The organism is Oryzihumus sp. JJN4-3R (assembly GCF_057747915.1).
On record NZ_CM173229.1, the window covers coordinates 912288 to 926378 of the forward strand.

The 14091-nt window shown below is 74.2% G+C and carries 19 protein-coding genes; 6 read left to right on the plus strand and 13 right to left on the minus strand.

The features are described 5' to 3' along the window. Positions 1 to 11 precede the first annotated feature (11 nt). The 4 genes from AC3ANM_RS04130 to infC form a co-directional block, all read right to left on the minus strand. Positions 12 to 818 carry a TrmH family RNA methyltransferase gene (locus AC3ANM_RS04130; RefSeq protein ID WP_488286872.1) on the minus strand — a complete coding sequence of 269 codons (807 nt, stop codon included), beginning with the start codon at positions 816 to 818 and terminating at the stop codon, positions 12 to 14. 39 nt (positions 819 to 857) lie between these two features. Next, positions 858 to 1241 carry a 50S ribosomal protein L20 gene (rplT, locus tag AC3ANM_RS04135; protein WP_488286873.1) on the minus strand — a complete coding sequence of 128 codons (384 nt, stop codon included), beginning with the start codon at positions 1239 to 1241 and terminating at the stop codon, positions 858 to 860. A 78-nt stretch (positions 1242 to 1319) separates the two neighbouring features. After that, entirely contained in the window at positions 1320 to 1514 is a 195-nt protein-coding gene (rpmI, locus tag AC3ANM_RS04140; RefSeq protein ID WP_331113087.1) for a 50S ribosomal protein L35, read from the minus strand. Positions 1515 to 1580: 66 nt separating this feature from the next. Beyond that, positions 1581 to 2219 (minus strand): translation initiation factor IF-3, encoded by a 639-nt coding sequence (infC, locus tag AC3ANM_RS04145; protein ID WP_488286874.1) that lies wholly within the window; start codon positions 2217 to 2219, stop codon positions 1581 to 1583. A gap of 399 nt (positions 2220 to 2618) precedes the next feature. Between infC and AC3ANM_RS04150 the strand changes: the two genes are divergently transcribed. Beyond that, a complete protein-coding gene (locus AC3ANM_RS04150) occupies positions 2619 to 3017 on the plus strand; it encodes a DUF1844 domain-containing protein (protein ID WP_488286875.1) in 399 nt (132 codons plus the stop codon). Between the two features lie 16 nt (positions 3018 to 3033). Continuing rightward, positions 3034 to 3561, plus strand: coding sequence for a hypothetical protein (locus AC3ANM_RS04155; protein ID WP_488286876.1), 528 nt, complete (start codon positions 3034 to 3036; stop codon positions 3559 to 3561). Between the two features lie 72 nt (positions 3562 to 3633). Here AC3ANM_RS04155 and AC3ANM_RS04160 read toward each other — a convergent pair whose 3' ends face one another. Next, the gene (locus AC3ANM_RS04160; RefSeq protein WP_488286877.1) at positions 3634 to 4833 is read right to left on the minus strand and encodes an MFS transporter; all 1200 of its coding nucleotides are present in this window, start codon (positions 4831 to 4833) and stop codon (positions 3634 to 3636) included. 139 nt (positions 4834 to 4972) lie between these two features. Here AC3ANM_RS04160 and AC3ANM_RS04165 point away from each other — a divergent pair, with 139 nt between their 5' ends. Next, positions 4973 to 5302 carry a DUF952 domain-containing protein gene (locus AC3ANM_RS04165; protein WP_488286878.1) on the plus strand — a complete coding sequence of 110 codons (330 nt, stop codon included), beginning with the start codon at positions 4973 to 4975 and terminating at the stop codon, positions 5300 to 5302. Between the two features lie 68 nt (positions 5303 to 5370). Here AC3ANM_RS04165 and AC3ANM_RS04170 read toward each other — a convergent pair whose 3' ends face one another. From AC3ANM_RS04170 to hisD, 8 genes are read right to left on the minus strand one after another with little or no spacing between them, the layout of a single operon-like run. Then, positions 5371 to 6093, minus strand: a complete 723-nt coding sequence (locus AC3ANM_RS04170) for an SseB family protein (RefSeq protein WP_488286879.1) — start codon at positions 6091 to 6093, stop codon at positions 5371 to 5373. Continuing rightward, positions 6090 to 6497 carry a RidA family protein gene (locus AC3ANM_RS04175; protein WP_488286880.1) on the minus strand — a complete coding sequence of 136 codons (408 nt, stop codon included), beginning with the start codon at positions 6495 to 6497 and terminating at the stop codon, positions 6090 to 6092. Before AC3ANM_RS04175 ends, AC3ANM_RS04170 begins: the two co-directional genes overlap by 4 nt. Beyond that, positions 6494 to 7231, minus strand: a complete 738-nt coding sequence (gene priA / locus AC3ANM_RS04180; protein ID WP_488286881.1) for a bifunctional 1-(5-phosphoribosyl)-5-((5-phosphoribosylamino)methylideneamino)imidazole-4-carboxamide isomerase/phosphoribosylanthranilate isomerase PriA — start codon at positions 7229 to 7231, stop codon at positions 6494 to 6496. The genes AC3ANM_RS04175 and priA overlap by 4 nt, the downstream gene beginning before the upstream one ends. 48 nt (positions 7232 to 7279) lie before the next feature. Then, the gene (gene hisH / locus AC3ANM_RS04185; protein WP_488286882.1) at positions 7280 to 7921 is read right to left on the minus strand and encodes an imidazole glycerol phosphate synthase subunit HisH; all 642 of its coding nucleotides are present in this window, start codon (positions 7919 to 7921) and stop codon (positions 7280 to 7282) included. After that, complete coding sequence (locus AC3ANM_RS04190) at positions 7922 to 8560, minus strand: hypothetical protein (RefSeq protein ID WP_488286883.1); 639 nt, start codon at positions 8558 to 8560, stop codon at positions 7922 to 7924. 4 nt (positions 8561 to 8564) lie between these two features. Continuing rightward, positions 8565 to 9200 carry an imidazoleglycerol-phosphate dehydratase HisB gene (gene hisB / locus AC3ANM_RS04195; protein WP_488286884.1) on the minus strand — a complete coding sequence of 212 codons (636 nt, stop codon included), beginning with the start codon at positions 9198 to 9200 and terminating at the stop codon, positions 8565 to 8567. Beyond that, positions 9197 to 10327, minus strand: a complete 1131-nt coding sequence (locus AC3ANM_RS04200) for a histidinol-phosphate transaminase (protein WP_488286885.1) — start codon at positions 10325 to 10327, stop codon at positions 9197 to 9199. Before AC3ANM_RS04200 ends, hisB begins: the two co-directional genes overlap by 4 nt. Continuing rightward, positions 10324 to 11679 carry a histidinol dehydrogenase gene (gene hisD / locus AC3ANM_RS04205; protein ID WP_488286886.1) on the minus strand — a complete coding sequence of 452 codons (1356 nt, stop codon included), beginning with the start codon at positions 11677 to 11679 and terminating at the stop codon, positions 10324 to 10326. Before hisD ends, AC3ANM_RS04200 begins: the two co-directional genes overlap by 4 nt. Before the next feature lie 68 nt (positions 11680 to 11747). Between hisD and AC3ANM_RS04210 the strand changes: the two genes are divergently transcribed. The 3 genes from AC3ANM_RS04210 to AC3ANM_RS04220 all read left to right on the plus strand — a co-directional run bounded on the left by AC3ANM_RS04210 (position 11748) and on the right by AC3ANM_RS04220 (position 14087). Further along, entirely contained in the window at positions 11748 to 12557 is an 810-nt protein-coding gene (locus AC3ANM_RS04210) for an ABC transporter permease (RefSeq protein ID WP_488286887.1), read from the plus strand. 10 nt (positions 12558 to 12567) lie between these two features. Continuing rightward, a complete protein-coding gene (locus tag AC3ANM_RS04215; RefSeq protein ID WP_488286888.1) occupies positions 12568 to 13542 on the plus strand; it encodes a threonine/serine dehydratase in 975 nt (324 codons plus the stop codon). Between the two features lie 122 nt (positions 13543 to 13664). Continuing rightward, a complete protein-coding gene (locus tag AC3ANM_RS04220; RefSeq protein ID WP_488286889.1) occupies positions 13665 to 14087 on the plus strand; it encodes a DivIVA domain-containing protein in 423 nt (140 codons plus the stop codon). Positions 14088 to 14091: the final 4 nt, after the last annotated feature.

Genomic DNA, 14091 nt, shown 5'->3' on the forward strand with positions numbered 1-14091 from the left:
TAGCCATGACCTTACCCATTCCGGGCGGTCGCGCGTTGCCCGCGCGCGGAAGCGTAGAGACAGATGGTGGCGGCCATGGCCAGGTTGAGGGACTCGGCATGGCCGTGGATGGGGACCCGGACGACCTCGTCGCAGGCATCGCGGACCTCCTGCTCGAGCCCCCAGGCCTCGTTGCCCATGACCCAGGCGTGCGGGCCGGACAGGTCGGCGTCGTCCAGGAGCGTGGTCCCGGCACCGTCGGCCGCGAGCAGTGCCAGCCCCGCCGCGCGGACCCGCTCGAGCAGGGTGTGGACGGGGATGCCGGTCACCACGGGCAGGTGGAACAGGGACCCGACCGTGGAGCGGACGACCTTGGGGTTGTAGACGTCCACGCTGGCGTCGCTGACCAGGACGGCGTCCGCCCCGGCGGCGTCGGCGCCCCGGATGACCGTGCCGGCGTTGCCGGGGTCGCGGACGTTGGTGAGGACGACGAGCAGCCGCGGGCGGGCCTCGAGCACCGGGGTCAGGTCGACGTCCACCGGCCGGCAGACGGCAGCCAGCCCCTGCGGGGCGGTCGTGTCGCACATGGCCGCGAGCACCTCGGGGCTGACCTCGTGGACGTGCAGGCCGTGCTCGTGGGCCTCCTCCAGGATCGCCGCGTGGCGCGCGGCGGCCTCGGGCACGGCATACAGGTCCTTGACGACGTCCGGGCGGAAGCGGACGGCCTCACGGACGGCCTGAGGGCCCTCGGCGAGGAACAGCCCCTCGCGCTGACGCACAGCGCGCCGGGTCAATGCCTTGACGGACCGGACCCGATCGGAACGGGTGTTGGTCAGCACGGCATCGACCCGGCGCGCGGAGAGTGCTGGTGCAGCAGGTCAGGCAGCGTCGGAGCTGTCGGCCTGCGCCGGCACGTTGGCCTTGGCGATCTCGACGAGCGCGGTGAACGCGGCGGCGTCGTTGACGGCCAGGTCGGCCAGGATGCGACGGTCGACCTCGACCTCGGCAGCCTTCAGGCCCTGGATGAAGCGGTTGTAGGTCATGCCGTTGGCGCGGGCCGCGGCGTTGATCCGCTGGATCCAGAGGCGACGGAAGTCGCCCTTCTTGGCGCGACGGTCACGGTAGGCGTAACCGAGGGAGTGGGTGACCTGCTCCTTCGCCTTGCGGTAGAGGCGGGAGCGCTGGCCGCGGTAACCGCTGGCCCGCTCGAGGACAACCCGACGCTTCTTCTGGGCGTTGACCGCCCGCTTCACGCGTGCCACGTGAGTACTCCTTGCTGGTTAAAGCTGAACCGAGAGAGCTTCAGACTCGGTCGCTGGGATCGACTGGGTGAATCTCGGTTACTTGCCGAGGAGCTTCTTGATCTTCTTCGCGTCGGGCTTGGCCAGCTCGACGTCGTTCGCGATGGAACGCATCTTGCGGGAGGACTTGTGCTCCAGCAGGTGGCGGCCGCCGGCCTGCTCGCGCATGACCTTGCCCTTGCCGGTGACCCGGAAACGCTTCTTGGCGCCGCTGTGGCTCTTCATCTTCGGCATGGGAAGCCGATCTCCTTCAGTCGTGCTTGCTGTGGTCTGGTGTCGCCCGGGGGCGACGGTCGGCCGTCAGTCGGCGGCCTGGGCCTCCGGGGCCGCGGCCTCGGTCTGCGCCGGGGCGCTGGCCTCGGCCGGCGCCGGCGCGTCGGCCTGGGTGTCGGCCTCGGTGGCCGGGGCCTCGGCGGCATGCGGCGCCGCGGCGTCCTCACGACGACGACGCTGCTCGGCCTTGGCCTCGGCCTTCTTGCGGGTCGGCCCGAGCACCATGATCATGTTGCGGCCGTCCTGCTTGGGCGCGCTCTCGACGAAGCCGAGCTCGGCGACGTCCTGGGCGAGGCGCTGCAGCAGGCGGAAGCCCAGCTCCGGACGCGACTGCTCGCGACCACGGAACATGATCGTCACCTTGACCTTGTCACCGGCCTTGAGGAACCGCTCGACGTGGCCCTTCTTCGTGCCGTAGTCGTGCGGGTCGATCTTCGGGCGGAGCTTGATCTCCTTGATGACCGTGTTGACCTGGTTCTTGCGGGCTTCCCGCGCCTTCATGGCGGCTTCGTACTTGAACTTGCCGAAGTCCATGAGCTTGGCGACCGGAGGCTTGGCCATGGGGGCCACCTCGACGAGGTCGAGGTCCGCCTCCGCGGCCAGACGCAGGGCGTCCTCCACACGGACGATGCCGACCTGCTCACCATTGGGGCCAACCAACCGCACTTCCGGGACCCGGATGCGGTCGTTGATACGAGGCTCGCTGATGTTTGTCTCCTTGAGTCAGTGTCACGGTGCCGGCGGGGGACGAAGAAGGCTCCTCGCCACCTGAGTGCGCGAGGAGCCTGGGCATCCGGACCAAGAACCGCCGGTATGACGGGTGGCTGGCCACGTGTCATACGCTGACCGCCGCGGGTGAGCCGCCCCTCCGATTGAGGCGGCCCGCTCGTGGCGGGCGGGACCTGGAACCCGACGACTGGTGTCGATGCGGGTGGAAGCGGTGGTGCTGGCTTCTCTTGCACGCTGTGACCCGGTCGCTGCCCGGGGGCACCGTCGAGTCACAGCCGGTCGATCTGCAAGGCTACCAGCGTGGACCCGCAGAATCCCAATCCTGACCCCCTGACCATGGGCGACGCCCCCGCAGCGGCCGACGCTGCCGCCGGCGCCTCCCCCGACCCGGCTGCGGACGCGGCGGTGGACGCGCAGCTGCGCGACATCGCCGAGGTGCCCGCCGTGGAGATCATCACCACCGCCGCGGTGCACCTGATGAGCGCCGCCGCCGTGAAGTGCGGGCTGGCCGAGGGCCCCGACGCCGAGGACCTCAAGGACCTCGACGAGGCCCGCCGGCTGATCAACGCCCTCGCCGGGCTGGTCACCGCCGCCGCCCCCGACATCGGCAGCCAGCACGCCGCTCCCCTGCGCGACGGCCTGAAGTCGCTGCAGCTGGCCTTCCGGGAGGCGTCGGTCTACCCCGACGCGCCCGGCCAGGGCCCGGGCGAGAAGCTCACCGGCTCGGTCGTCTGAGCCGGCGAGGACACCCGTGCGACGGCTGCAGCAGGACATCGTGCTGCCGGTGGGGGCCCTCGACGTGGCCTCCGCCGTCGCACTGCTGCGCGTCCGGACCCACGCCCACGGCTGGCGGGGGCCCCGGGTGCACGTGGGTGACGACGGCACGGTCCGGCTGCGCCAGAGCACCAGGGGCGGACCGACCGGCGGCGGGACGGGCCGCCCGCTCCTGGACGGCCGGCTGGTGCCCGCCGCGGCAGGCGGCTCGGGTGTCGAGCTGCGCGCCGTGGTCCGGGAGTCGCTGCTGGCGGTGCTCGTGCCCCGGTGGCAGCTCCTGGTCGCCGCCGCCACGACGGCGGTCTGCGTCACCCTCCTGCTGACCGAGCGACCCCCCGGGGCCGACGCCCTCGTGTGCGGCCTCCTGGCGCCGGTCAGCGCGGCGCTCGGGTGGTGGACGGCCCGTCGCCGGCCCCACGAGTTCGCCACGCTCGTCGAGGAGCTCCGGCAGACGATGGCCCCGATGCTGGCGGCGGAGGAGCCGGGGCGCTCCGCGCTGCGCTGAGGACGCCTGAGCGGGCCCCGGAAGCTCGGGGGCCGGCTCAGGCGCCGACTCAGGCACAGGCTCAGGGGCGGCTCAGGCGCTGGGGGCAGGTGCGAGCTCGGCACCGGCCCGGCGACGACGGCGCACCGCGACCGTCCCCCAGCCGCCGGCGGCAACGAGCACGCCGAGGGCGCCGACGAGGACGAAGCCGCCCTCGAAGCCCTGCAGGTCGATCATGGCCCCGGCGACCGGGGCGCCCAGAGCCGAGCCGGCGGTCATGGCTGATCCGTGCCAGCCCATGGCTTCGCCCCGGGCCCGCTCGTCCACGACCCGGCTGACCGCGTCGACCGTGGCCGTGATCGTCGGGGCACAGAGCAGGCCGGCCACGAACGACAGCAGCGCCAGACTGACCGGGCCGCCGGCCAGGGCGAGCGGCAGCGTCGCCAGGCCGAGCCCGGCCAGCAGGCCGAAGACGGGCAGCGAGCGGTGGAGCGCGCCGTAGACGAGGCCGCCGATCGCCGACCCCAGGCCCCAGACCGCCAGCACCGGACCGAGCGAGCCGACCGCGCCGAACCCGCGCATCGCGGCAACGAAGGCCACGTCGCAGCCGGAGAGCACCATGGTGGTGGCCGCGGCGGCCGCAAGGACGGCCACGAACGCCCCGCTGAACCACTCGCGCCGGGGCAGGTGAGCCGCGTCGGCGTCGTGGCCCTCGCTGCGCATGACCGGGTTGACCACCCAGACCGCGATCGCGCCGACCACGGTCAGCATCTCGGCGGTGAAGAGCACCCACGTCGTCGACCACGTCGTGGCCGCCCACACCCCGAGCACCGGGCCGAGCATGAAGGAGAGCTCCACGCCCACCGAGTCCAGCGACAGCGCGGTACGCCGCTGCTCCTCGGAGATGGCGGCGATGATCGCCTGGCGCAGGATCGAGAACGTGGGCGTGACGAACAGGCCGGCCGGGATCGCCAGGAGCAGCAGCGGCACGAAGCTGACGAACGGCGCGACCGACCAGACCAGTGCAGTCACCACGATCGAGGGAAGCACCGTGCGCCGCAGGCCGAGGCGGTCGAGCAGCCGCCCGCGCCACGGGCCGCTGACGGCGATGCAGACGGTGGCGAGCGCGGAGACGATCCCGGCCTCGGCGTAGCTGCGGTGCAGGGTCTGCACGATGTGCAGGGTGAGCACCACGCCCCCGGCGAACATCGGGATGCGCAGGAACAGACCGAGCAGCAGCGCACTCCTGGCCGCCGGGACGGCGAGCACACGTCGGTAGCGGGCGAACGGCATACCGGCAGGCTCCCACGGGCCACCGACGGCGCTCCATCCATTTCCCCGCAACGCCATTCGTCCTTGGTGAAGGGTTGACCACACCCGGGTGTGGTCAACCCTTCACCAGAGGCCCGGCGCACCGGGGTAGCGTCGCGGCGTGACGATCTACCACCTGGCAGAGCAACAGCACTGGGAGGCCGCGCAGGTCTCGGGGAGCTATGGGCAGTCGACGCTGGGGCGGACCCTCGAGCAGGAGGGGTTCATCCACTGCTCGTCGGCGCAGCAGTGGCCGGTGGTGCGGCGGGCGTTCTACGCGGCATACCCGGATCCGTTGGTGCTGCTGGAGATCGACGAGGCGCGACTGACCTCACCGCTGGTGCGCGAGGTGGGCAACCCGCAGACGGGCGAGGAGTTCCCGCACGTCTACGGGCCACTGAACACCGACGCCGTGGTGGGCGTCACCGAGCTCGCGTCGCCGCACGCCTGAGCCAACGGCGACCGGCGACGGCGACGGCGACGGCGACGGCGACGGCGACGGCGACGGCGACGGCGACCTCAGGCCTGGCGGATCGCGAAGGCCAGCGCGTCGATCCGGGCGCGAGCCTCGCCGTCGGTGGCGATCCGCTCGCCCACCCGGGTCGCCAGCGCCTGGACCTGCGCCTGGTCGAGGCCGGGACGCAGTCCGAGGACGACCCGCAGCGTGCCGGTGCCCGGCTCACCGGCCTCGGCGGCGAGGTCGATCAGGTCGGGCTCCTCGGCGGCCGCCCGCTCGAGCGCCTGGGCGATGAACGGGTCCTCGTGGGCGGGCAGCCACTCGCGCTGCTGCGCCAGGGCCCACAGCATGCTCGGGCGCAGGACGACCGGCCGGCCCGAGCCGAGGTCGAGCACCATGACGTCACACCGCTCCTGGACCGCCGCCTGGGCGGCCAGGGCGCTGGTGACCGGCGAGGGCCGGGCCTGGGGGTCCCAGGCCAGCAGCGCCGCGACGCTGCTGAAGACCGGCAGGGCGCGCTGCCCGTCCGGGGCGGTCAGCGTCACCACGGCCATGTCGGTGGACTTCTCCACGGCGAGGTCGCCGGACTCGTCCACCTCGGTCGGGGCGGCGACGATCGGCACGATGAGCCGGGCCGCGGCGACGGCCGCCACCAGGGCCCGCTCGTCCTCACGGTGGGCGACGGCCTGCATCAGCGCGGCGTCCGCGGCGCCGGTGTCGTCGTCGAACCCGGTGCCGCTCAGCTGCCGTCCCGTGAACGGGATCCCGGCGGAGTCGTGGCTCACTGCTCCTCCTGGCGTGCGGCCGACAGCACCGCGTCGACCTCGATCTCGACGAGCATCGCCGGGTCGATCAGGCCGGCGACGACCACCATGGTCGCGGCCGGCCCGACCCCGGCGAACCGCTCACCGTGGGCCCGGCCGACGGCCTCGCAGTCAGCCCGGTCCACGACGTACATCCGCGTGCGCACCACGTCGGCCGCGCTCCCGCCGAGGCGGGCCAGCGACGCGAGCGCGGCATCCAGCGCCAGTGCGGCCTGGGCACCGGCGTCGCCGGGGTGCTGCACCCGACCGTCCACGACGGCGGTGCACCCGGAGACGTGGACCGACTCCCCCACCCGGACCGCGCGCGAGTAGCCGAACAGGTCCTCCCACGGGCCGCCGGTGCGGTCGAGCTGCCGGGCCGTCACGGCCGGCCGGCGACGTCGAGCGCGTCGGGCAGGGTGAACGCCCCGCGGTAGAGCGCCGACCCGACGATCGCGCCCTCGACCCCCAGCGGGACCAGGCCGCGGATCGCCTCGATGTCCGCCAGGGTCGAGACGCCACCGGAGGCCACGACAGGGCGGTCCGTGCGGGCGCAGACCTCGCGCAGCAGGTCCAGGTTCGGGCCCTTGAGCATGCCGTCCTTGTTGACGTCGGTGACGACGTAGCGCGCGCAGCCCTCACCGTCGAGGCGGCCCAGCGTCTCCCACAGGTCGCCGCCCTCCTGGGTCCACCCGCGGGCAGCCAGGGTCGTGCCGCGGACGTCCAGGCCCACGGCCACGCGGTCGCCGTGCTCGGCGATCGCGCGGGCGGTCCACTCCGGGTTCTCCAGCGCCGCGGTGCCCAGGTTGACCCGGCGGCAGCCGGTCGCGAGGGCGGCCTCGAGGGTCTCGGCGTCGCGGATGCCGCCGGACATCTCGACCTTGATGTCCAGCCGGCCCACGATGCTGGCCAGCAGCTCACGGTTGGCGCCGCGGCCGAACGCCGCGTCGAGGTCGACCAGGTGCAGCCACTCGGCGCCCTGCTCCTGCCAGGCCAGGGCGGCCTCCCACGGGTCGCCGAACTCGCCGCCGCTGCCGGCGACCCCCTGGACCAGCTGGACGGCCCGGCCACCGGCGACGTCGACGGCGGGCAGCAGCTCGAGGCGGGGTGCAGTGGTCACGAATCTCCTTGTGTTGTGGGCGTTGTGGGCGTTGTGGGGATCAGGCGCTCAGAGCGACTGCACCCAGTTGCGCAGCAGGTGGGCTCCGGCGTCGCCGGACTTCTCGGGGTGGAACTGGGTGGCTGCGAGCGGGCCGTTCTCGACCGCGGCGACGAACCGCTCCCCGTGCTGGCTCCAGGTCACCTTCGGCGCCATGGCCGCGAAGGCGCCCTGGGGGTCGAGCTTCCAGTGCCGGGCGGCGTAGGAGTGCACGAAGTAGAAGCGCTCCTGCTCGATGCCGGCGAACAGGCGCGTGCCCTCCGGGGTCTCGACCCGGGACCAGCCCATGTGCGGCACGACGTCGGCCTGGAGCCGCTCCACCAGTCCCGGCCACTCCCCCAGGCCCGGCTCCTCGCCGTCGACGCTGGGCTCGGCCGAGCCCTCGAAGAGCACCTGCATGCCGACGCAGACGCCGAGCACCGGCCGGCCGCCGGACAGGCGCGTCTCGATGAGGCGAGGGCCGGCCACGGCCCGCAGCCCGCGCATACAGGCGTGGAAGTTGCCCACGCCAGGCACCAGCAGGCCGTCCGCGGCCAGCACCGCGGCGCGGTCGGCCGTCAGCTCGACGTCCGCGCCGACGCGCTCGAGAGCCCGCACCGCCGAGCGGACGTTGCCGCTGCCGTAGTCGAGCACCACCACACGGGCCGCCATCTAGTGTCCTTCCATCTCGGCCCGCAGCCGGGCCTCGTCCGAGACGATCGAGTCGAATGTCGCCAGGTGGTGCTCGTCGGGCTCCACCAGCAGTGCGCCGTCCATCCCGGCAGCGCGTCCGGGGTCGTGCAGCAGCTCCGCACCGGGCAGGTCGAGCAGCCCGAGCAGCGTGGTGAGGAGCCCGCCGGCGTCACCGCCGGGGTCCCGCAGCAACCCGGCGACGTCGCGCACCGCGCGCCGGTCCCGCAGGCCCGCCACCTCGACCAGCTCGTCGGGCGCACCGAGCGGCAGGTCGGAGTCGCGCACGACGCCCTGGCCGGGCTCCCAGACCGCCCACCGCTGTATCGCGCGACGCGCGCCGGCCTGCACGGTCACCACTGCGCGCTCCTCCACGAGGAAGAACCCGAGGGCCTCGCGCAGGCGGCCCGCCACCGGGCGGGCGGCCAGCACCGAGAGCGCGTCGTCGTAGGGCGCGGGTCCTCGTGAAGGGCCGGCCGGCACGACAGCCGTCCACCCCGGCAGCGGCACCACGTGGACCGGCACGAGGCCGCGGCGCGACCAGGCCGCCACGGCGTCGGGCCGGCCACGCAGCAGCAGCAGGCCCCGCCCCCGGCGGGCCGACTGCCACGGCACGTCCACGGGACTACAGGCTGCCCTTCGCGCTGGGGATGCCGCTGACCCGGGGGTCCCTGGCCACGGCGGCCCGCAGCGCCCGGGCCACCGCCTTGAACTGCGCCTCGACCAGGTGGTGGGGGTCGCGGCCGTAGAGGACGCGCACGTGCAGCGCGATCCCGGCGTGGTGGGCCAGGCTCTCGAAGACGTGGCGGGTCAGGGCGCCCACGTAGGTGCCGCCGATGAGCACGTAGGCCTGGCCCTCGGGCTCGCCGGTGTGGACGACGTAGGGCCGGCCGGCGACGTCGACGACGGCCTGGACGAGCGTCTCGTCCAGGGGCACGGTGGCGTCACCGAAGCGGGAGATGCCGCGCTTGTCGCCGAGGGCCTCGCGCAGCGCCTCGCCCAGGACGATCGCCACGTCCTCGACGGTGTGGTGCGCGTCGACGTCGACGTCGCCGGTGGCCTGGATGCGCAGGTCGACCAGGGAGTGCTTGGCCAGGCTGGCGAGCATGTGGTCGTAGAACCGGACTCCGGTGCTGACCTGGGACTCACCGGTGCCGTCGAGGTTGACCTCGACCTCCACGGTGCTCTCGTGGGTCGCGCGCCGGATGTGCGCGGTGCGGGCCGGGGCGGTGGTGCGGGCGTCGATGGCCTGGTCGGTCATGCGGGCTGCTCCTGCTCCTGCTGGTGGGTGGGCGCGAGGCGGTGCATCGCGGCGAGGAAGGCGTCGGTCTCCGCGGGGGTGCCGGCGGTGACCCGGAGGTGGTGCGGCAGCCCGACGTCACGGACGAGGACGCCCTCGTCCAGCAGGGCCTGCCACGTGGCGTGCTCGTCGGCGAGGCCGCCGAAGAGCACGAAGTTGGCGTCGCTCGGCACCGGGCGCAGCCCCAGGGCGGCGAGCTCGGTGACGATGCGGTCCCGCTGCCCCTTGATCGTCTCCACGGTGTCCAGCAGCGCGTCGGCGTGGGCCAGCGCGGCGCACGCGACGGCCTGCGTGGGCGCGGACAGGTGGTAGGGCATGCGCACCAGGCGCAGGGCGTCCACGAGCTCGGGGGTGGCCGCGAGGTAGCCCAGCCGGCCGCCGGCGAGGGCGAAGGCCTTGCTCATGGTGCGCGTGACCACGAGCCGCTCCCGTCCCTCGAGCAGCGTAAGGGCGCTCGGGGTGCCGGGGCGGGCGAACTCGGCGTAGGCCTCGTCCACCACGACCACGGCCGAGGGGGCCGCCTCGTAGACCGCCTCGACCACCTCGAGGCCGAGGGCGGTGCCGGTCGGGTTGTTGGGCGAGCAGAGGAAGACCAGGTGCGGCTGGTGCTCCTTGACCTGGGCCACGGCTGAGGCGGCGTCGAGGTCGAACTCGCCGGCACCGGGCACCCCGCGCAGCCCGTCGACCCACCGGGTGCCGGTGGTGCGGGTGATGATCGGGTGCATCGAGTAGGCCGGGGTGAAGCCGAGCGCCACGCGGTCGGGACCCCCGAAGGCCTGCACCAGGTGCAGCAGGACCTCGTTGGAGCCGTTGCCCGCCCACAGCTGGGCCGGGTCGAGCGCCACGCCGCCGGTGCGGGTGAGGTAGCCGGCCAGCGCCTCGCGCAGGGCGGTGAACTCGCGGTCGGGGTAGCGGTTGAGGTCCGGCGCCACGGCGGCCACGGCATCGGTGATCGCGGCGACGACCTCGGCCGGCACGGCATACGAGTTCTCGTTGGTGTTCAACCGGACGGGGACGTCCAGCTGCGGCGCACCGTAGGCAGTGCGGCCGCGCAGGTCAGGGCGCAGCAGCTGTTCGATCGAGGTCACCGGCCGTCACCGAACCGGGCCGTGACCGCCTCGCCGTGCGCGGGCAGGTCCTCAGCGCCCGCGAGGGTCACGACGTGGCCCGCGACGTCGCGCAGTGCGTCCTCGGTGTAGTCGACGAGGTGGATGCCGCGCAGGAACGACTGCACCGACAGGCCGCTGCTGTGGCAGGCGCACCCGCCGGTGGGCAGCACGTGGTTGGAGCCGGCGGCGTAGTCACCGAGGCTGACCGGCGCCCACGGGCCGACGAAGATGGCGCCGGCGTTGCGCACCCGCAGGGCGACCGCCCGCGCGTCGCGGGTCTGGATCTCGAGGTGCTCGGCGGCGTAGGCGTCGACGACCTTCAGCCCGGCGTCGAGGTCGTCGACCAGGACGATGCCGGACTGCCGCCCGGCGAGCGCGGTCGTGACCCGCTCGGTGTGCTTGGTGGCGGCGACCCGCCGGGCCAGCGCCTCCTCGACCCGGGCGATGAGCGTCTCGCTGTCGGTGACCAGCACGGACGCGGCGAGGGTGTCGTGCTCGGCCTGGCTGATCAGGTCGGCGGCGACGTGCTCGGCGTCGGCGGTCTCGTCGGCCAGGACGGCGATCTCGGTCGGGCCGGCCTCGGCGTCGATGCCGATGAGGCCCTTGAGCGCGCGCTTGGCCGCCGCGACGTAGATGTTGCCGGGACCGGTGACGAGGCTGACCGGCTCGCACAGGACGTCGCTGGTGTTGGCGCCCTGCGGCCCGCCCTCGCGGGCGCCGTAGGCGAACATCGCCACGGCCTGGGCGCCGCCGACGGCGTAGACCTCCTCGACGCCGAGCAGCGCGCAGGCGGCCAGGATCGTCGGGTGGGGGTAGCCGGTGAACACGCCCGTGTTGTCCCGCTGCGGCGGGCTGCTGACGGCGATCGAGCCGACCTCGGCGATCTGGGCGGGCACGACGTTCATGACCACGCTGCTGGGGTAGACGGCCACGCCGCCGGGGACGTAGAGCCCGACGCGGTCGACCGGCAGCCAGCGCTCGGTCACGGCGCCGCCGGGCACCACCTGGGTCGTGACGTCGGTGCGCCGCTGGTCCTCGTGGACGATGCGGGCGCGGCGGATGGACTCCTCGAGGGCGGCGCGCACGGCCGGGTCGAGCTGCTCCAGGGCCGCGGCCAGCACATCGGCGGGCACGCGCAGCTGCTCGGGACGGACCCCGTCGAAGCGCTCCCCCAGGTCACGCAAGGCGTCGGCACCACGATGACGGACGTCCTCGCAGATCGGCCGCACTGCCTGCAGTGCGGCCTCCACGTCGAACTCCGCTCGGGGCAACGTCTCGCGCAGCGAGCGCACGTCGAGGGCGCGGCCACGCAGGTCAATCCGGGAGATCACCGGGCCAGTCTAGGTCGTCCCGCGCGTCCTCCCGCGGCCCGTCCCGGCCCGCGGCGGACAATGCGGCCATGATCACGGACCGAGCCGGTATGCCGTCCGCCCACCTGACGGGGCAGGCCCTGGTCAGCGTCGAGGGCACCGGCGGCCTGGTCCGCCTCGCCCTGGTCATCCTGGTCTGCACCGGGGCGGCGGCCCTGCTCAACGTGCGGGGCGGCCTGGGCCACGCCCGGGACGACGTGGTGGCGGCGGGGCGGGCCACCGTCCAGCTCGGCGTGGTCGGCCTGCTCATCACCGCGGTGCTGAGGTCGTGGTGGCTGACCCTCGCCTTCGTCATGGTCATGCTCTCCGTCGCGTCGATGACCGCGGGCCGGCGCCTTGCACCGCGGGGCCGGTGGGCCTGGGCCTTCGCCCCGGTCACCCTGGCGGCGGCGCCCGTCTCGGCCGGGCTGCTGGCCAGCGGGCTGATCCCGCTGCGCACGATCGCGATCGTGCCGATCGTCGGCATCCTCATCGGCAACGCGATGACGGCCACCTCCCTGGCCGGGCGCCGGGCCCTGGACGCGCTGCGCACCCGGGCCGGGGAGTACGACGCGGCCCTGTCGATCGGGCTGTCCGACCGGGACGCGGCGCTGCTCGTCGCCCGCGACGACGCAGCGCTGGCGCTGGTCCCGGGCCTGGACCAGACCCGGACCGTGGGCCTGGTGACCCTCCCCGGCGCCTTCGTCGGGATGCTGCTCGGCGGCGCGTCCCCGTTGCAGGCCGCGGCGGTCCAGCTGGTCGTGCTCGTGGCCCTGCTGCTGGTGCAGTCGATCGCGGTCCTCGTCACCGTCGAGCTGGTCGCCCGCGGCCGGATCGGCACGGTGCCGGTGCGTGGCTAGCATCGCGGGCATGCCCGAGCCGAGCGACCAGAGCCCTGCCGTCCCCACGCTCCGGGAGATCGAGGACGCCGCTCGGCGGATCCGCGGGCGGGTCCGGCGCACTCCCGTCGCGATGGTGGAGGGCACCCTCCTGCACACCCCGGGGCCGGTGGTGCTCAAGCTCGAGCAGCTGCAGCACTCGGGCTCCTTCAAGGCCCGCGGCGCCTTCAACACCCTGCTGTCCGCCCGCGAGCAGGGGACCCTCCCCGGCGCCGGGGTCGTGGCCGCCTCGGGAGGGAACGCGGGCCTGGCCGTGGCACACGCGGCCCGCGAGCTCGGCGTACCGGCCAGCATCTTCGTGCCGGAGGCGGCGAGCCCGGTCAAGGTCGCCCGCCTGCGCGCCTTGGGCGCGCAGGTGAGCGTGGTGCCCGGGTTCTACGCCGACGCCCTGGAGGCCAGCGCCGAGGCGGTCCGGGCGACCGGGGCCCTGACGGTCCACGCCTACGACCAGCCCGAGGTCGTCGCCGGCCAGGGCACGCTCGGCCTGGAGCTGCTCGAGCAGGCCGAGGTCGACACCGTGCTCGTGGCGGTCGGTGGCGGCGGTCTGGCCTCCGGGGTCGCCCTCGCGACCGCGGGCCGGGCCCGGGTCGTGGCCGTCGAGCCGGAGCGCATCCCGACCCTGCACGCGGCGCTGGCGGCCGGGAGGCCGGTCGACGTCGACGTCTCGGGGGTCGCCGCCGACGCCCTCGGCGCACGCCGGGTCGGCGCGATCGCCCTCGCCGTGGCCCGGGAGAGCGGCATGGACAGCGTGCTCGTGGCCGAGTCCGCCATCGTCGCCGCCCGTCAGCTGCTGTGGGACGAGCTGCGCCTTGTCGTCGAGCCGGCCGGAGCCACCGCCGCGGCCGCCCTGTTCAGCGGTGCCTGGACCGCCGGGCCCGACGAGCGTGTCGCCGTCGTCCTGTGCGGGGCGAACACCGACCCGAGGGACCTGTCCACCCTGCCCTGACACCGCCGCGGTGAGGCCGTCCGAGCCAGGCCTCCCCGCTGGCCACGGGCGGAACAGGCAGGGTCGGCCCTGTGTAGGCTCGCCACGATCGCCGCACACCACGGACGGCTGGAGGCCCCCACGTGACGTACACCGAGAGCACGGGCCCCCGTTTCACGCGGGTGCCCCAGGGCTACGACCCCGGACAGGTGGATGCCCACATCGCCGCGCTCACCTCCGGCGGCCAGCCGGGGGTCACCTCGGCCGCCGCGACGGCGCTGCTGTCCCGGTCGCAGGAGGTGGCCGACACCCTCGTCGCCGGCGCCAACGCCGAGGCGGAGCAGATCCTGGCCCGCGCCCGTGAGTCGGCGGCGGAGATCGTCGACCAGGCCCACGTCCGCGCCGCGGACATCGTCCAGGCGGCCGAAGCCCGCGTGGCCCAGCTCGACGCCCACGCCCTCCAGCTGCAGAACCGCCGGTCCGAGACCGCCGCCCGGGTGCGCCAGCTCGCCGACCAGCTGCACCGCGCGGCCGACGACGTCTTCGTCTCCCTGCCCGACCGCTGAGCCG